This window comes from Chryseolinea sp. H1M3-3 (assembly GCF_029360725.1).
Classification (GTDB): Bacteria; Bacteroidota; Bacteroidia; order Cytophagales; family Cyclobacteriaceae; genus Chryseolinea.
Map to the genome: position 1 here is coordinate 506,705 of NZ_JARKMY010000001.1, position 17,306 is coordinate 524,010.

The window sequence follows — 17,306 nt, forward strand, 5'->3', positions numbered from 1 at the left end:
CACGTCAGGATATGAGAACCAAGGAAGCATCCACCTTTTAATCACATTCTGTTTTGTTCGATGAAATCTTTGAATGTTTTTTTGTAGGTTTCCCCGATGGGGAGCAACGCTTCTCCTACCTGAACATTGTTCTTGTGAACTACATCAATGGCTTTCAAGGCAACAATAAATGAATTGTGGATTCGTATAAATTTGTCGACCGGAAGTTGTTCCTCCAATGTTTTCAGACGCTGAAGGCTCACGATCTTTTGACGGTTTTTCATATGAATGGTAACGTAATCCTTAAGTCCTTCGACATACAGAATATCATCGAATACGACTTTCACCAATTTCGTACCGTCTTTAACGAAGACGAAAGATTGATCAACAACAGGCTGCGCTTTCTCGCTTGTAGGTACCGTTGCTTTGGGCTCTAACCGTTGTTTTACTTTATCAATAGCACGTAAAAAACGTTCGAAAGTAACCGGTTTCAAAAGATAATCTACCACATCGAGTTCATAACCTTGCAAGGCATATTCTGAGTAGGCTGTAGTCAATACAACCATCGGCCTTTTTTGCAGCACCTTCAACAAGGAAAGGCCAGTGAGTTCAGGCATTTGAATATCTAAAAAGAGAATATCTACGGCATTGTTACGCAAGACTTCCAATGCAGCAATCGGACTTCCACACGCTTCAATCAGGTTCAAAGAAGGTACCTTGCGTACATACTCCACCAGCAAGTTTCTTGCTAACGGTTCATCTTCCACTATGACACAATTGAGGTCCATCCAGGTTCTATGTTAGTTTCAAAGTTTCGAGAGCTTATGTTGCGCTAAAAAAGTTTAGCCATTGAACATTATCCGTTATTCGTTGCAATATGTACATTACTGTGCACATCGGAAACAGTCTGTTGTCCATTAACAGTGGCTAGCTCGTTGCTTAAAGTAAGTACAAGCTGCACGAAATACACATCACGTCCATCTTCCATTTTAATCTTGTATTGATCCGGATAACTCAGTTCCAACCTCCGCTGCACGTTTTGCAAGCCAATGCCTGATTTTTCCAGGCTGATGTTTTGTGCTTTACTATTTTCAACGGTATAGATGCATTGGTCGCCATTGAGTTGGATGTGAATATTTATCCAGGCCTTCGGATTATTATTGCTAACGCCGTGCTTAAAGGCATTCTCAAGAAACGTGATAAATATCAAAGGTGCAATCCAAACATTTTCAGTGTTCCCTTCAATACTAAACTGAATCGGTATTTGATTATTCAACCGAAGCCGCTCCAGACTGATGTAGTTTTGCATATATTCGATTTCTTTGTTCAATAAAACACGCGGATGGTTGGAGTCATAAATCATATACCGCATCATCTGCGATAACTTTGCAATGACTTCCGTAGTATTTTCAGACTTGGTGTAAGCGAGGTAGTATAAGTTGTTAAGCGTATTAAACAAAAAATGTGGGTTGATCTGTGCCTTAAGGAAATTAAGTTCTGCGATAAGACGCTCATTTTCCACTTCCTTTTTGCGCGATTCAAATTCAAACCAGTCGACAGCAAAACGTAGCATCCCTACGAACAACACAATGAAGAGGGTGACCGCCGTTATTTGAACAATAAAAAAGTTTGAATAGAAATAGTCGTTTTGGTAGGTGTAGCCGTCAATAATGTAACGGTGGAGGTGTACGCGCGCAGTAATCAGAATGGCGAAGGGTATGGAAAATTCGGCGATGTACCGCCATATGTTTTTGGAACTCAGAAATCTTGGCCATGTATAAAAATAGTTGAGATAAGCGATTACAACGGTAAACACCAGCTGAACCGTAGCAGACGCAAACAACAAATCCCAAGCTATCCCGCGCGCACGCTGAAACACAGTCGTCTGATATAAATTGAACGACAGATACACGCACCAAAAAGACAGGTGTAATAGCAGCACACGATTTCGGTGAAAGAATACAGCCATGAGTGGATTAATTTCAGGATTAAAGGTAACCCTTCTACCATTAACGAAAACGTCTTCTTACAATTTTTCTACCGTCTGCAAAATATGATCGACCGATCCCAGTATTAGGCTCTACCTTGCGATGGTCGATTAATCAATGGATATGTCGAAATAAATTGCCGAGTTGTCTAATACGCATTATGAAGTGGCAACAAAAAAGTTTCTTTGCAGTTAAAGTTAACTGACCCATATAGTGTAACGTTAAGTGGCTTATTTTTTACTTTGTTCAATCTCAAATAAATGAAAACAATTCTATCGCTGTTGGTTCTTTTAAGCGTTGTATCCGGGGTATTTGCTCAGGTGGCCGGCGTTGCAAAGGGAAATGGAAAAATTACGGGTTCCGTTGTTGACACAGAAACCAACAAGCCAGTTGAATATGCCAATGTTGTATTATTAGATCCTACAACACAAAAACCAATTGATGGTGCCGTGTGTGATGAACAAGGGAAGTTTGTTATCCAAAAAGTGGCTATGGGTACCTACAGCGTTGCAATATCATTCATTGGCTACGAAACACAGACTATAGCAAATGTAACTGTAGAGGATAAGCGAGATGATGTAAACTTAGGTACAATTAAACTAGGCTCTGATACTAAAGTGCTGAATGAAGTGGTCGTGCAAGGTCAAAAGCAGCTGGTTGAAGAAAGAGTAGACAGGACAATTTACAACGCAGAAAACGACATTACCACAAAGGGGGGCGATGCGACCGATGTTTTAAAACGTGTACCTATGCTTTCGGTTGACCTGGATGGTAACGTATCGCTGCGCGGCAGTCAAAACATCCGCGTGTTGATTAACAACAAACCTTCCACCATTATGGCGAGTAGTATCGCCGATGCCCTAAAACAAATTCCCGCAGACGAAATCAAATCGGTGGAAGTAATCACATCACCTTCCGCCAAGTATGACGCTGAAGGAACAGGGGGTATTATCAACATCATCACTAAAAAGAACACTTTACAAGGAGCAACGCTGAACATTAACACCGGGGTTGGAAACCGTGGTGCGAATCTGGGTTTAAACGGCAACTACCGCAATGGTAAAATGGGTTTTTCACTGGGAGGTTGGGGACGCTCGAACTACAATGTGAATGGCAGCTTCGAAAACCGTCAGAGCGCGGGTAACAATCTTAACATTCAAAACGCAGATACAAGAAGCAACGGACTGTTTGGTAATTATACCCTCGGCTGGGACTATGACATTGATAAGAAAAATGCGTTGGCCGCTTCTGTTCGTTTTGGTGCAAGGAACCATAAAAATTATCAGGACCAACTGTTCACACAGTATTTTACAGATGACTTATTTTCAAGAAGCACGCTACAAGACGTCGTCACGAAAGACATGTCAAATACCGTGGATGTGAACTTGACTTATACACGCCTATACGATAAACCTCAACGAGAATTTAATCTACTGGCATTGTACAGTAAGAATAATCGGAACAATGATTTTGAGAACCTGTTGGTCGAAGAGATCGGAAGTACTATGGCGACTTCTTTTAAAAATCTTAACGACAGCTACAATCAGGAGATAGCGATACAAGCCGACTACCAAACACCGATTGGTTCAACGCAGGTAGTTGAATTCGGCGGTAAAGATATTATGAGGAAAGCCTTTAGCGATTTCTCTCGCTTTGAAGACGGTGGTGACGGTCAATATGAACTGGTGCAAAATGATCAATATTTCAACAACCTCAATTACGATCAAAACGTCCTTGCAGGGTATCTTGCGTACACTTTATCCTTGAAAAACGGATATAGCTTTAAGGCTGGAACGAGATATGAACACACTACGATAGAGGCCTTCACTAAAACTGAAAGTAACATTGAAATTCCTTCTTATGGCGTTTTCGTGCCAAGCGTGAATTTGTCTAAAAAATTAAAGGCAGGTAATATGATTAAGGTTGCTTATAACCGTCGTATTCAAAGACCGTCTATCCAGTTCTTAAATCCAAACAGACAAAACTCAAATGAAATTGACATTTCGGAAGGAAACCCGGAACTCGATCCCGAGTATACTGATAACTACGAATTGTCTTACAACGCTTATATAAAAGGTTCATCCTTAAATTTTACATCCTTCTTCAGAAACACAACGGGGTCCATACAGCGCGTTCGTATTCCACAGGAGGATGGAAAGATTCTGACCACATATCAAAACATCGGAACTGAGAACGCCTATGGATTAAGTGTCTTTGCTAATGTGAACATCGGTAAGCTGTCGCTTAACGGAGGTTCAGACTTGTATTACGCTGTGCTGGATAACAACCTTGGTTCCAGCAATGAGGGTTGGGTGGTAAGCGGCCGGTTTTTCGGAAATTACAACTTAGAAAAGGGCTGGGGCATACAGTTCTTTAGTTTTTTCCGCGGCCGCGAAGTACAGTTACAAGGCACGAGAGGCGGCTTCGGAATGTACAGCCTAGGTGTTAAAAAAGATTTTAACGAAAAACGAGGGAGTATCGGTATTGGAGCTGAAAATTTCCTGACGCCTTCATTCAAAATACGAAGCGAATCAAACTCAACTAATTTTGAACAAAAGAGTTTGAATGTGATGAACAACATGGGCTTTCGTATAAACCTTAGTTATAGGATTGGAAAGATGAACGTTGATGGAGGTCGTCCGAGAAGAACTAAATCTCTTAACAATGATGACTTGAAAGAAGGCGGCGATAATGGTGGTGGAGGCGCAGGCATGGATGCAGGTGCGGGCGCAGGGCAGCAACCAAGAACAGCGGGTGGTTTTAATGGCGGTCAACGCACTGGAGCACCAACACCGTCAACGGCATCGGTAGCTGTACCTGCTGGCGATCCAACAGCGGTTGTTAATGCAGAAGGAACCTGGGAATACACAGTTGAATCTCCTCAAGGTGGCGCGGGAACGCTTTTGATAAAAAAAGACGGTGAAGTATTCTCCGGATCCATCACCAATAATCGTTTTAATTCAACAACAGAATTGTCGTCGGTTTCATTAAAGGGAAATGAATTGACTTTTGCTTATGAAGTAACCGGACCTGGTGGCAACAAAATGCCGGTAGAAGTTAAGTCAATTATAACAGGAGATACATTAAGCGGTAGTATGACCGTCGGGCAGTTTGGCTCGTTTCCGATCAAGGCCAATCGTGGGAAATAAGATCGGGTTTAATTTGGTTAAAATAGGGGGAAGCAATTCCTCCTATTTTTTTTTGAATAATCTAAGTTGGTGGCCTTTGATACAAAGGCAGCAAATCATTTTTGTGCAGAAACCGAGGTAGCCAATGCACGCATTTTTTTTACACGCTCAGGATCTACAGTTCTTAATTTAAATTCAGTACCTTCTTCTGAACCCATTCCAGCAATAGTTGAATTTTTATAAATCATTGGGCTCGTTTTAAAAGCAACGGCCGAAAAATGTATTTCATTGGCGTGTGACTTCGAAACAATATCTTCAACAGTATGCTCATTGACACCCGACCCCGGCATGATAGAAATTCTGCCATTTGCTTTTATTATTAACTCGGCAATAAGATCCGCGCCATCCGCTGCCACTGCGCGTTGCCCGGCCGTTAGAATTCTATCAAAACCCGCCTCGATACAATCTTCCAATGCTTCAAAAGGATCGCGCGTCATATCAAATGCGCGGTGACACGTAACCTTCAGTGGCCGTGCCTGGCTTATCAATTCTTTGCAACGCTTTTTGTCGATGGTTCCATCCGGATTAAGAATTCCAAAAACAACGCCATCCACACTTAACTTCTGACACTGGGATATATCACGTTTCATGGAATGAAACTCGTAACTCGAATAACAAAAGTCACCTCCACGAGGACGAATCATTACATAAACATCCATACTCACGTTTTGGCGGACCAGTTCTATCGTTCCATAAGATGGTGTCGTTCCTCCCTCACCCGGATTATCACAAAGTTCAATGCGATCTGCTCCGCCTTCCTGCGCTCGCAATGCAGATTCAATGTTGTATACTACGATTTCGATTTTCATAAACGCTGTGTAACAGAACCTATCAAACAGTTCCAGACTAGCAACTGCTGTGACGCCCTATCATTTTTATATTTTAAATTTTGAATCAATCAGAGAATTGCCGGTGCTATCATATTTCGCATAATTGAAGCCGCTTTGCAAACAAAAGGCACCCGATTCGCCATTTTTATTTAAAGCCAAAAATCCAACCTGTATTTCTTTCGCTTTCGCGGGGTTTCGTTTCACGATGCGTTCAACGGCTAGCCTACAGGCCTGCTCAGGAGTATTTCCCTGCCTCATTAATTCAACCACCAGGTGACAACCAACAATTTTAATCACTTCCTCACCTACACCAGTTGCTGCAGCCGCGCCAATTTCATTGTCGACATACAAGCCTGCGCCAATAATTGGAGAATCCCCTACACGTCCATGCATTTTATAGGCGAGGCCGCTGGTCGTACATGCACCTGATAAATTACCATGAACATCCAAAGCAATAATACCGATGGTATCATGATTTTCCACATTAACAATCGGTTTGTATGCGGATTTTTTCGTCCATTCCTTCCAAGCCTTTTCAGATTCCTTCGTCAGTAATCTTTCTTTTTTAAATCCATTGACCAGCGCAAATTTTAAAGCGCCAGCTCCTACCAACATGACGTGCGGTGTTTTTTCCATTACCATTCGGGCAACCGAGATGGGATGAACAATATGTTCAAGAAACGCAACAGATCCACACCTGCCCTGTTCGTCCATGATGCAAGCATCCAGCGTCACGTGTCCATCACGGTCGGGCAATCCGCCCAATCCAACTGAAGTTTCCTTAGGATCTCCTTCAGGTACCTTGGCGCCGGCCTCTACTGCATCCAGGGCTGTGCCTCCATTCGATAAAATTTTCCATGCAGCCTCGTTTGCCTGAAGTCCGAAATTCCATGTTGACAACACGATAGGTTTGGTCACAGCCTTTTGTTCTGCGAAAAAGTTCGTGACAGGTAACAGCCCTCCAAACGTTGAAAGCTTCAGAAAATCTCGACGCGTTTTCATTTTTTAGGAATGTTGAAGTGTAGATGGTCCAAGTGTCGAAGCGCTTGATAAGCTCTTTCGGACGCTGGTTGTAAATGTACCGGTTTCAATAATGTAACAAGGATTACCTCTTGAAAAAATCTTGCGAGAAACGCATCGAGCACATAGCCTGCATGGATTCAAGAAGGCTTCTCAACTTGGAACTCAAATTCATTATTCAATCACTCTTCGTGCGCCCCGAAATCGTTTTTGATAGTATTCCGCGAGGAGGTTAGTTTCTACTACCCCTAATTTACTGGAGGCATGAATGAATTTTATATTGTCCTTAGACTTAACATCGGTCACGAGGCCAACGTGCGTAATCTGTTTTTTCTTGTCTCCTGTGGCAAAAAATACAAGGTCTCCCGGTTTTAAGTCATGCATTTTGATAGGCGTTCCTACCTGGCTTTGTGCCGCCGAGCTGCGCGGAAGATTGACTTTAACCGCATTAAACGAATTGATCAATAGTCCTGAACAATCCATTCCGGACCTGGTAGTTCCACCATATTTGTAGGGCGTACCGATATAGGTGCGAGCCGCTGTGATTACTTTTTCCGCTTTGGAAAAGGACTCTTTTTTAACTGGTTCAACAACTTCTACTGTTTCTTCGGGTTCCTCTAATTCCATTTCAAACCCATCGATAGTTTTCGTGTCTAACTCAACAACCTTTTTATTTGATGCTCCTCCTTTGCGCGCAACTGTACCCCTTTTGGAAGAAGAACAGGACGTAAAAAACATTCCACCAGCGAGCAAACAGAGAATAAGCTTTTGAGTAGTTTTGAGTGTAAAAAATTGCATTGCTCTCAAACTAAAAAATTTATCGTTCAAATATAATTGATTCATGTCATTTGCTGAAGTCTCAACCGATATCATAACCCAATTTCAAGCCATTGTTGGGAATCATAATATTTTGATCGACAAAGATGACCGTTTTAAATATGCACACGACGAGACAGAAGACTACTCGTTTCTTCCCGATGTGGTTCTCAAACCTAGGTCACCGGAAGAAATCAGTGCAATTTTAAAGCTGTGCAACCAACATCTCATCCCTGTAACGCCCCGTGGAGGCGGAACTGGTCTCAGTGGTGGCGCACTTCCCATCCAAAAGGGAGTAGTTATCTCCATGGAGCGTTTTAATAAAATTCTCAACATTGATGAATTAAACCTTCAGGCAACTGTTGAGCCCGGCGTCATTACCCAGGTATTTCAAAACGCTGTAAAAGAAAAAAGATTGTTCTACCCCCCTGATCCTGCCAGCCGGGGCACGTGTTTTATCGGCGGAAATGTATCGAACAACAGTGGCGGGCCGAAAGCAGTCAAATACGGTGTAACAAGAGATCATGTATTGAATCTTGAAGTCGTTTTACCAAGCGGCGACATCATATGGACCGGTGCCAATGTATTGAAAAATTCGACCGGCTATAACCTGACACAACTGATGTGTGGAAGTGAAGGTACATTGGGAATAATTACAAAAATTGTCTTCAAGCTGCGTGGTCTGCCTACAAAAGATGTTTTGCTATTGATACCTTTTACTACCAGCGAAGACGCCTGCGAAGCGATAGCTGAGATTTTCAAGGCAGGTCTAACACCCTCCGGAATGGAATTCTTAGAACGTGACGCTGTGGTTACGTCCGTTGCTTATTGCGAGAAAATTCTTGGAGCAAAAGTCTCTACCCAATTTCCAGAAAATATGCAGGCATATCTATTATGCGAGCTGGACGGTAATGACGATGAGCTTTTAATGCGTGATGCCGAACAAGTAATGAACGTTGTAGAAAAATTTCATTGCGGAGAAGTCTTGTTTGCTGACACGAATGCTCAAAAATCCGAACTATGGAAGATTCGTGAAAGCATGGGACATGCTGTAAGTGCCCTTACACTTTCACGGTCCGAAGACGTTGTGGTTCCTCGCGCCAAGTTGCCGGCGCTGGTTTCTGGAATTAAAGCCATCGGAAAACAATATGGATTCAATTCCTTATGCTTTGGCCATTTGGGAGATGGAAATCTTCATGTAAACATTTTGAAAGAATCTATTTCCGATGACGACTGGAATACCAAAGTCGTCGAAGGTATCGGTGAAATATTCAAACTAACGGTAAGCCTGGGCGGCACGCTTTCCGGTGAGCATGGCATCGGTATCGCAAAGAAACCGTACATGCCCCTGGCTATGCACGAAGCAAACCTCACCTTAATGCGTGGCATCAAGAAAGTTTTTGATCCTAATGGCATATTAAACCCTGGAAAGATTTTTTGATATTAAATTTCAACCCGGACGCCAATTTTTTTGGTAAGCAAAGCATCAAGTGAAACGAGTCGCTATTCGATTGCCTGACGTCTGAATCGGGCTCCCAAATTTTGAGGGCGGCTCTATCAGCAGCACTGGCGTCCGTATAAATACGGGAACTGGATGCGTATATAGCCTTAAATATATCCCCTCCTTTCATACGTTTATTTGTATAGGAACTAATGGATAGCAACTAAACAGGTACCATCATGAAAACTGGGATAAAGGCAATCGGCTTAATGAGCATATTCATGTTGACAACAGTAATAGTCAATGCTCAAAACGGAAATACGTCGTTGATTGTTTCTAAAGGTGTGCAACACGTAGCAAACAAAAAAGCGTTTGAAGATGAAAATACGAGCAAATCGCATATTCAGGCAAAATCAGTAGATTTTCCTGCGATTGTTTTCTCCAAAGGTATTGCTCAGGCTAATGCTCAATTGGCGGAAGGAAACATTGAATCAAAAGGTTACCCTACATGGACCATCTCTAAGGGCGTAGCTCGCAAGAATATGGAGCAAAGTCAAGAACAGGGAGGCTACAATGAATATCCTTCAGAGACAATCTCGCAGGAACGCGGAATCAGCAAAAAGTAATAATAGTTTAGGGAAGAGGTAGCAGATAAAAGAAATAACCTTTGTTCACACGAGCAAAGGTTATTTTTATTTTACAGCTTTGAGTAATTTCCGAAACTTTTCAACGCTGCGAAATCATTTATGGAGATAGCCATTTTTCCTGTTATTGGAATTGTTGTTCTTTTTATCCTTTTCAAAGTTTTAAAAGCGTTTATTAAATGGCTTGTTATCTTTCTCATACTCATTTTTGCCGTTGCCTATTTAACTAATCCAATCGAATCGATTCATCATCAAAGTCTGAAAAAATCACTCAAAGATTTAAAGCTGAAAAAGGTCCGCGAGAAATTTATACATGTCGATGATTACAAATTCTTTTCCCTCACAAAAGTTGAAGTGGATGGCCATGATAAAATAGTTGGCGTGGGTGCCTTTGGGAAAGTCTGGTATTTCGACGATCTTGAAAAAAAGCTGCAACGATAGGTTAGCTTTTTTAATTTAATAAGCATCAATTATAAATTCGATAGCCTCCACAAAAAATTGCATCTTACTTCGTTCACGCAGTCCTATGAGTCCCAAGAGAATCATTATATTCTTTGTAGCGCTAGAATTTGCAATTGTGCTGATCGTTTTTTTTACAGAGGGCTACTCATTAACCGCCTTGCAAACCACGACCCGGTTCTCGGGACGGCTTTCGTTGTTTCTTTTCAGCGCGATCTTTCTATTATACAATAAACCGGCTACGATAATTCCATGGCTTTCATCAAAGTTTTACCTGCTTTTTACTATCGTCCATGGAATTCATTTGATCGAGTTATTTCTATTTGTTTACCTGTCTAAAATACAACTGATCCCCTACCGCATCGCCGGAGGCTTTCTGGCCTACGCCTATATCTTTGCGATGCCAATTCTTCAATGGTACCAGGCAACAGGTAAAATTTCAAAGCGAACATTTTTAATACTGGAGCATATCTTTGTGTATTACATTTGGCTGATCTTCTTTCTCACATACCTGCCGAGAGTTCAGGGAAACATGCCGCAAGCAGGAGGAAGCTACCTGGAGAATGTTGCATTACTAGGATGGGTCTCAACCTTATTGGGGATGAAACTTTCCGGACTGATTCAGTTTCAAAAAAAGAAGACTGGCTAGTATCAGAGCCACAACGGATGGCCTGATTCAAATTCTTTGACATTGTGACGAATTACCTCTTTAAGGTCGTTTGTTGCCTCGAAGATTTTGTATTGTCGTTCTGAGCTATTCCCCTTTTCTATAATTTCCTTTATGACATTTATGTGTTCAACGTACTTCAATTCTTTGACGTATGGTTCAATCGCTTTTATCCAATCCTGGATATCCTTGTAGAGTAATTTGGTCTTACCATTTCTGGCCACTACGACTTGTGCATGAAGTCCATAACGAATAGACCTCCATTTATTTTCTCTGAAGATCCAGTGTTTCAAAGATGTTTGAGAGTGATTCCATTCTTCTTCATGATCCCGAAACCAATGCGATAAGGCATGTACAAAGGCAACTATAGCAAGTGCTTCTTTCAAAGTGGCAGGTTCATCGCAAAATCGAAGCTCTAATGTTCCGTGTTGTGGACTTGGGCGTAAATCCCACCATAAGTCCTTCATAGAATTGATAGCCTTTGATTTCAATAAGAAGGAATATAACTTTTGAAATTCTAACCAATTTTTTACCAGATAGGGCATGCCTGCGGTGGGTAGTGCTTCATATGTGGTGGGACGACACGATGAAAGTCCGGTATACATTCCCTGCCAAAAGGGTGAACTGCCCGATAAAGCAAGAATATGCGGCAGTAAATGCATGAAGAAAGAATTATACTTTATACAAGCATCACCTGAAGGCATCCCTAGATGAATATGCATTCCGTAGACTGCCATTCTTCTAATCAGCCATTGGTTGCGATCAATTAAGTCGTGGTATCGTTTTGACGGCGTTACCAGTCTATCCCGGTAGTCGGCTAGGGGATGCGTCCCTGTAGAACTTAGCTTCAGGTTTAACTGATTTGCCTTGATATATGCCTTGTAGACAGCGGGCCGTAAATCATCCTGCACCTCATGGGCATTAAGTCCGACACCTGACACAATTTCGATTGTGCTTTGAAAGAACTCCGGGACGATGTTATTATCGTCACACAATTCGATGATTTCAGAAGCCCTCGGCGTTAGCAACAAGCTGTCACCATCCAACACTTGCAATTCCAACTCGACCCCTAAGGAAAGTTCAGTAGCGCTACTATTAAATTCTAACCCATTAATTTGTTCTTTCTTCATCCACAAGTACTATTAAGAAGAATTTCAATATACAATCTTAATCCAAACTTTCTAACTTTCCTTTAAAACACTCAGTATCATGTGCGGTATCACCGGTATGTATGCCTTTAACCTTGTTGGGAAATTTAACAAGATCCAGATTAACAATGCCACCTTGGCTTTGCAAAAAAGGGGGCCAGACTTCCAGGATACCTATATTGATGAATGGGTTGGTCTTGGTCACCGGCGGCTCTCAATTATAGATACCACAGCCGTTGCGAACCAACCGATGTGGGATGAATCAAAAAGATATTGCATAGTATTTAACGGAGAGATCTTCAATTTCGTAGGATTGAGAAAAGATCTGGAATCAAAAGGAGTGTCTTTTTTTTCGCATGGTGATACAGAGGTTTTGTTAAAACTCTTTATCTATGAAAAGGAACATTGTCTTAACAAGCTGAACGGTTTTTTTTCTTTCTGTATTTACGATAAAGTTGAACAGACATTTTTCTTAGCCCGCGACCGGTACGGTATCAAACCTTTACTTTACCTTTTTGATGAAGATAAGTTTTTGTTTGCCTCTGAAATGAAATCCATTCTTCAATATGGTATTGAAAAAAGCCTGGATTACAGCTCGCTCTATACCTACCTGCAATTAAACTACATTCCAGCGCCGGACACCATCTTTAATAACGTCAAAAAACTTTTGCCTGGCCACTACATGAAAATCAGCAGGCAGAAAATGGATATCCAAAGCTACTATCAAATACCTTATAACCACGATCATGCAATCCAAAACAATGTGACTTATGATCATGCAAAACAAAAAGTAAAGCAGTTGCTGGAGGAATCTGTGCAAAGAAGACTCGTCGCAGATGTTCCATTGGGGGCGTTTTTAAGTGGTGGTATCGACTCTTCTATTGTCACCGGATTGGCGAGCAAGCATAAACCAGACCTTCATACATTTTCAATAGGATTCCGGGATGAAAAATTCTTTGATGAAACGACGTATGCCCGGCTCGTTGCAAAGCATTTTAATACCAGGCATACCGTATTCTCTCTCACCAATCAAGATCTCTACCAACATTTGAATGCTATCCTGGATTATATGGATGAACCTTTCGCCGATTCCTCTGCCATTGCTGTTTATATCCTGAGCAAAGAGACACGAAAGCACGCAACGGTAGCACTGTCAGGCGATGGCGCCGATGAAATGTTAGCTGGCTATAACAAACATGCGGCATTCAACAGAATTATTAACAGCGGACTAAAAGAAAACCTGGTCAAGTCCCTAAACCCCTTATGGAAACTATTGCCTAAATCACGAAATAGTCCTATTGCAAATAAGGTACGTCAATTTTCACGGTTCAGTGAGGGAATGAAACTTTCCTCCAAAGATCGTTACTGGCAATGGGCAGGTTATGCAAGCAAAGAAGAGACACTCTTGATGTTACATCCTGACCTTCGCATTAATATGTGGCTGAAAGACTACTTTCCCAGACGCAAGGCGATTTTACAAGGCCTGCCGGAAAAGGAAAACATAAACGATATCCTATGCCTCGACATGAATCTTGTGTTAGCCAATGACATGCTGACGAAGGTAGATCTCATGAGCATGGCAAATGGTTTAGAAGTGCGCGTACCTTTCCTCGATTATGAATTCGTAAATTATATTTTTGGGCTTCCTGCCGAGTTCAAGATTAAGGGATCCCTCCGAAAAAGAATTTTAAAAGATGCTTTTAAGGACATGTTGCCAAAACAATTGTATCACAGACCAAAAAAAGGTTTTGAAGTGCCGTTATTGAAATGGTTTAGGAATGAAATGAAATCTCTCATTGCAGATGATCTATTGTCCGAACGCTTTATAAAAGATCAGCAGGTATTCGATTATGTTGAAATTGAAAAACTAAAACGCCAACTTTTTTCTTCCAATCCGCAAGACATACATGCACGGATTTGGGGTCTTATTGTGTTTCAATGGTGGTGGAAGAAATACATGGTTAGTTAACCCTTCTAATAGTTACACTGCTAAGGCAAGGTTCTATAAGCATAACACTGTAAGTAATTAAGGATCCACCTTTCAGGTCACTTCATCCGCGTCAACGTAACGGAGACCTGGTTTTCCGTTCATCTTGGATTTACACCGCAGGTCAGCGTTTCAATAAAAAAGTTTTGTCTAGGGAAATCTGTCCAAACAAAACCCATGATAACATATTCTTTTCAATAGAACATTTCGTTCATCCCAATGTTTTGGAAATTTTATAATTTTTAGTCGTTTTCGGTTAAAATCATACCCTACCGAACACGATTTCGTGAATTTTTTTTCAAAAGTGGTTCATTTTTTACCCTATTGTTAAAATATTTAACTGTTTATTAATAACACATGAGTAAATTTTTACCCTATTAACCTTAAAACTATAACCACAGATGAAAAAATCAATTGTACCCTTAATCTTGCTGATCGCAATTAGCGTCTTGGCAGTCTTTATGCCCGCAATACCAACGGCCATAAACACAGAAGGAATGAATTCCGGAGATGTTGCGTGGATGTTGGCCGCTGCTGCCCTTGTGTTGCTCATGACACCAGGCCTAGCTTATTTCTATGGTGGCATGATAGACACGAAAAACATTATTACAACCATGCTTCAAAGCTTTGTGGCCATGGGCGTAATAAGCGTTTTATGGATTGTCGTCGGATTTAGCCTTGCTTTCGGCGAAGATCTGGGCGGAATGGGCCTCGTGGGCGATCCGTCCACTTACTTTATGTTTAACAGAGTGCTTGATGCACCGCTATTTGGAACTATTCCCCTGGTTCTCTTTGCATTCTTCCAGTTGAAGTTTGCCATCATTACTCCCGCATTGATCACAGGTACATTTGCCGAACGTATCCGGTTCAAATCCTACATTCTATTTATTGTTTTATTCTCCTTATTTATCTACGCGCCGCTAGCACACTGGACCTGGCATTCAGGTGGTTTCTTATTCAAAATGGGCGTACTGGATTTTGCCGGCGGTACTGTTGTACACATGTCGGCAGGTTTTGCAGCCTTGGCAGCATCTATATATTTAAGAAACAAAGGGGAAACCAAATCGCCAATATCTCCTGCTAATGTTCCTTTCGTATTGCTTGGTACTGGTTTACTGTGGTTCGGATGGTTCGGATTCAATGCTGGTAGTGCGTTGAGTGCCGGTGCGCTTGCTGCTTCGGCGTTTGCCACAACTAACACGGCATCTGCGGCGGCTGGTCTTGCCTGGATATTGTTTGACGCAGCACGTGGTAAAAAACCATCAGCGATTGGATTCTGTATCGGTGCTGTTGTAGGTCTTGTTGCAATTACACCTGCAGCTGGTTTCGTCACTATTCCATCAAGCTTGTTCATTGGTACTTTTGCTGCCATCATCAGCAATGTTGTAGTACATTGGAAATCCAAAACATCATTGGAAGATACCCTGGATGTATTCCCTTGCCACGGTGTGGGTGGTGCAGTCGGTATGCTTATGACTGGCTTGTTAGCTACTCAAGCTGTTAACGGCGCCAATACTACGGGCAACGGTCTCTTGATTGATGGAAGCACAAATCTTATTGTCATTCACCTCATTGCGTTGGTAATCGTTGTTGCCTTCAGTTTTGTGGGCTCATTGATACTGTTAAAAATCACGGACCTGATTTCTCCGCTACGAGTTACTGCAGAAGAAATGAAAGTTGGTTCTGATTACAGCCAACATGGCGAGAACCTTTTCCCTGCAGACTTTAGCAATTTAAAAGAAGAAGTTGCATAACATAATGGCTCCGAGCAGTTCGGAGCCATTTTAAAATACTCATATCAATTATACTCAATAACCTAAACTGTCTGTCTATGAAGTAATCTTCTACTGATGTTTTCACAAGTCAGTGTTGTCACTCAAAAGACGAAGAGATCATATGATCTCGAATAACCCTGGGAGATTGCATGCATAATCTCTCAGGTTCACAAGAGAACTGTTTATCCAAATCCTTAAAAAAAAATATGAAAACTGTAAAAATATGTTTTAGCCTTCTTTTTGCCTTACTAATTTCTTCGTCAGCTTTTAGTCAAGATTCCACCAGAACATTTACGTTATCCGGATCTATAGATGTCTATGCACGCACGGCCCTTGCAACCACCAACGCCTACACTGGAGGCGGACCTGGCCCATCGTCAGCTTTCGCACAATTAAAAGGCTTTTCACTGGGTATGGCTAACTTAATCGCTTCATATAATGGTGAAAAAGCAGGCTTTGTTGCTGACCTTGTTTTTGGCCCCAGAGGTAATGACGCTGTGTTTTATTCTGATCTTTCAACAGGGTCGTACACCGGCCAGCGCATTATTAATCAAATGTATGGTTATCTGAAATTAGGTGACGCCGTAACGCTTAACCTTGGACAGTTCAACACCTTCCTTGGCTACGAGGTGATCTCTCCCACCGTGAATTTCAATTACTCAACTTCATATTTATTTTCTTATGGCCCTTTCACCCACACCGGTCTTCGTGCAGATTTTGATTTTGGTGGTGGCTTCGTAGGTAAATTAGCAATCATGAATCCGACGGACATGTTGGAATTCAATCCTGTAAATACTTATACGCTTGGCGCACAAATCGGAAAAACTTCCGATGCGGGTGGCGTATGGTTGAACGTTATCTACGGCGATCAAGATGGAAAGCTTGATACCGACGTAGATCCTGACGGAACAACATCGGCCGGGTCACTTTTTCAAATTGACCTTACCACTGGCTGGAATTTAAGCGATGCCGTTTATTTAGGTTTTAATACCTCTTACCAAACTGTAGCCGATGGAAAAATCGTGAACGGTAACAGTATCGATGATATCGGCGGGGATGCAACTTCATTCTTTGGAGCTGCTGTGTATCCTAAGTTTACACTTTCTGAAAGTTTCGCTTTGGGACTACGTGGTGAGTACTTCTCTGTAAAAAAAGATCATTTAGCAATCTTCGGAACGGACAACGATGGCGATGGTGATGTGGTTGCCGTTACCCTTTCTGGAAACTATAAGGTAGGTAACTTAACGCTAATCCCTGAAGTAAGGATAGATAAGACTTCAGAAGATTCATTTAACAAAAAAGATGGTGACCCTACGGATATGATGACCTCTTTACTCTTGGCTGCAGTCTACAAATTCTAAGCA

At 41.7% G+C, this 17,306-nt stretch carries 14 protein-coding genes; 8 read left to right on the top strand and 6 right to left on the bottom strand.

Annotated features, from left to right (window positions below; translation table 11 throughout):
* Window positions 1-41 precede the first annotated feature (41 nt).
* A complete protein-coding gene (locus P2W71_RS02045) occupies window positions 42-767 on the bottom strand; it encodes a LytTR family DNA-binding domain-containing protein (RefSeq protein ID WP_276366381.1) in 726 nt (241 codons plus the stop codon).
* A 68-nt stretch (window positions 768-835) separates the two neighbouring features.
* The gene (locus P2W71_RS02050; RefSeq protein ID WP_276366382.1) at window positions 836-1,948 is read right to left on the bottom strand and encodes a sensor histidine kinase; all 1,113 of its coding nucleotides are present in this window, start codon (window positions 1,946-1,948) and stop codon (window positions 836-838) included.
* 279 nt (window positions 1,949-2,227) lie between these two features.
* Between P2W71_RS02050 and P2W71_RS02055 the strand changes: the two genes are divergently transcribed.
* Window positions 2,228-5,116, top strand: coding sequence for a TonB-dependent receptor (locus tag P2W71_RS02055; protein ID WP_276366385.1), 2,889 nt, complete (start codon window positions 2,228-2,230; stop codon window positions 5,114-5,116).
* Window positions 5,117-5,211: 95 nt separating this feature from the next.
* Here the strand turns inward: P2W71_RS02055 and P2W71_RS02060 are convergent, their stop codons facing one another.
* From P2W71_RS02060 to P2W71_RS02070, 3 genes are all read right to left on the bottom strand, one after another.
* Window positions 5,212-5,964, bottom strand: a complete 753-nt coding sequence (locus tag P2W71_RS02060; protein ID WP_276366387.1) for a copper homeostasis protein CutC — start codon at window positions 5,962-5,964, stop codon at window positions 5,212-5,214.
* A 66-nt stretch (window positions 5,965-6,030) separates the two neighbouring features.
* Window positions 6,031-6,987 (bottom strand): N(4)-(beta-N-acetylglucosaminyl)-L-asparaginase, encoded by a 957-nt coding sequence (locus tag P2W71_RS02065; RefSeq protein ID WP_276366389.1) that lies wholly within the window; start codon window positions 6,985-6,987, stop codon window positions 6,031-6,033.
* Window positions 6,988-7,179: 192 nt separating this feature from the next.
* Window positions 7,180-7,848, bottom strand: a complete 669-nt coding sequence (locus P2W71_RS02070; RefSeq protein WP_276366390.1) for a C40 family peptidase — start codon at window positions 7,846-7,848, stop codon at window positions 7,180-7,182.
* Between P2W71_RS02070 and P2W71_RS02075 the strand changes: the two genes are divergently transcribed.
* From P2W71_RS02075 to P2W71_RS02090, 4 genes are all read left to right on the top strand, one after another.
* Window positions 7,847-9,262: an FAD-linked oxidase C-terminal domain-containing protein gene (locus P2W71_RS02075; RefSeq protein ID WP_276366392.1), complete on the top strand. Its 1,416-nt coding sequence runs from the start codon at window positions 7,847-7,849 to the stop codon at window positions 9,260-9,262. The two genes, P2W71_RS02070 and P2W71_RS02075, sit on opposite strands and share 2 nt — an antisense overlap.
* Before the next feature lie 239 nt (window positions 9,263-9,501).
* Entirely contained in the window at window positions 9,502-9,888 is a 387-nt protein-coding gene (locus tag P2W71_RS02080) for a hypothetical protein (protein WP_276366393.1), read from the top strand.
* A gap of 120 nt (window positions 9,889-10,008) precedes the next feature.
* A complete protein-coding gene (locus P2W71_RS02085) occupies window positions 10,009-10,347 on the top strand; it encodes a hypothetical protein (protein WP_276366396.1) in 339 nt (112 codons plus the stop codon).
* A gap of 85 nt (window positions 10,348-10,432) precedes the next feature.
* Window positions 10,433-11,014: a hypothetical protein gene (locus P2W71_RS02090; protein WP_276366398.1), complete on the top strand. Its 582-nt coding sequence runs from the start codon at window positions 10,433-10,435 to the stop codon at window positions 11,012-11,014.
* Between the two features lie 2 nt (window positions 11,015-11,016).
* On the opposite strand, the gene P2W71_RS02095 is transcribed toward P2W71_RS02090, so the two are convergent.
* Window positions 11,017-12,162 carry a YbdK family carboxylate-amine ligase gene (locus P2W71_RS02095; RefSeq protein ID WP_276366399.1) on the bottom strand — a complete coding sequence of 382 codons (1,146 nt, stop codon included), beginning with the start codon at window positions 12,160-12,162 and terminating at the stop codon, window positions 11,017-11,019.
* Between the two features lie 79 nt (window positions 12,163-12,241).
* On the opposite strand from P2W71_RS02095, the gene asnB reads away from it, so the two are divergent.
* The 3 genes from asnB to P2W71_RS02110 all read left to right on the top strand — a co-directional run bounded on the left by asnB (window position 12,242) and on the right by P2W71_RS02110 (window position 17,303).
* On the top strand, window positions 12,242-14,149 hold the full coding sequence (gene asnB / locus P2W71_RS02100) for an asparagine synthase (glutamine-hydrolyzing) (RefSeq protein ID WP_276366400.1): 1,908 nt from the start codon (window positions 12,242-12,244) through the stop codon (window positions 14,147-14,149).
* Window positions 14,150-14,568: 419 nt separating this feature from the next.
* Window positions 14,569-15,921: an ammonium transporter gene (locus P2W71_RS02105; protein WP_276366401.1), complete on the top strand. Its 1,353-nt coding sequence runs from the start codon at window positions 14,569-14,571 to the stop codon at window positions 15,919-15,921.
* 227 nt (window positions 15,922-16,148) lie between these two features.
* On the top strand, window positions 16,149-17,303 hold the full coding sequence (locus tag P2W71_RS02110) for an outer membrane beta-barrel protein (protein ID WP_276366403.1): 1,155 nt from the start codon (window positions 16,149-16,151) through the stop codon (window positions 17,301-17,303).
* Window positions 17,304-17,306 lie beyond the last annotated feature (3 nt).

Excerpts from the sequence above, each read along its gene's own strand:
- P2W71_RS02045 (WP_276366381.1), bottom strand. The coding sequence starts at position 767 with ATGGACCTCAATTGTGTCATAGTGGAAGATGAACCGTTAGCAAGAAAC.
- P2W71_RS02050 (WP_276366382.1), bottom strand. The coding sequence starts at position 1,948 with ATGGCTGTATTCTTTCACCGAAATCGTGTGCTGCTATTACACCTGTCT.
- P2W71_RS02055 (WP_276366385.1), top strand. The coding sequence starts at position 2,228 with ATGAAAACAATTCTATCGCTGTTGGTTCTTTTAAGCGTTGTATCCGGG.
- P2W71_RS02060 (WP_276366387.1), bottom strand. The coding sequence starts at position 5,964 with ATGAAAATCGAAATCGTAGTATACAACATTGAATCTGCATTGCGAGCG.
- P2W71_RS02065 (WP_276366389.1), bottom strand. The coding sequence starts at position 6,987 with ATGAAAACGCGTCGAGATTTTCTGAAGCTTTCAACGTTTGGAGGGCTG.
- P2W71_RS02075 (WP_276366392.1), top strand. The coding sequence starts at position 7,847 with ATGTCATTTGCTGAAGTCTCAACCGATATCATAACCCAATTTCAAGCC.
- P2W71_RS02070 (WP_276366390.1), bottom strand. The coding sequence starts at position 7,848 with ATGAATCAATTATATTTGAACGATAAATTTTTTAGTTTGAGAGCAATG.
- P2W71_RS02080 (WP_276366393.1), top strand. The coding sequence starts at position 9,502 with ATGAAAACTGGGATAAAGGCAATCGGCTTAATGAGCATATTCATGTTG.
- P2W71_RS02085 (WP_276366396.1), top strand. The coding sequence starts at position 10,009 with ATGGAGATAGCCATTTTTCCTGTTATTGGAATTGTTGTTCTTTTTATC.
- P2W71_RS02090 (WP_276366398.1), top strand. The coding sequence starts at position 10,433 with ATGAGTCCCAAGAGAATCATTATATTCTTTGTAGCGCTAGAATTTGCA.
- P2W71_RS02095 (WP_276366399.1), bottom strand. The coding sequence starts at position 12,162 with ATGAAGAAAGAACAAATTAATGGGTTAGAATTTAATAGTAGCGCTACT.
- asnB (WP_276366400.1), top strand. The coding sequence starts at position 12,242 with ATGTGCGGTATCACCGGTATGTATGCCTTTAACCTTGTTGGGAAATTT.
- P2W71_RS02105 (WP_276366401.1), top strand. The coding sequence starts at position 14,569 with ATGAAAAAATCAATTGTACCCTTAATCTTGCTGATCGCAATTAGCGTC.
- P2W71_RS02110 (WP_276366403.1), top strand. The coding sequence starts at position 16,149 with ATGAAAACTGTAAAAATATGTTTTAGCCTTCTTTTTGCCTTACTAATT.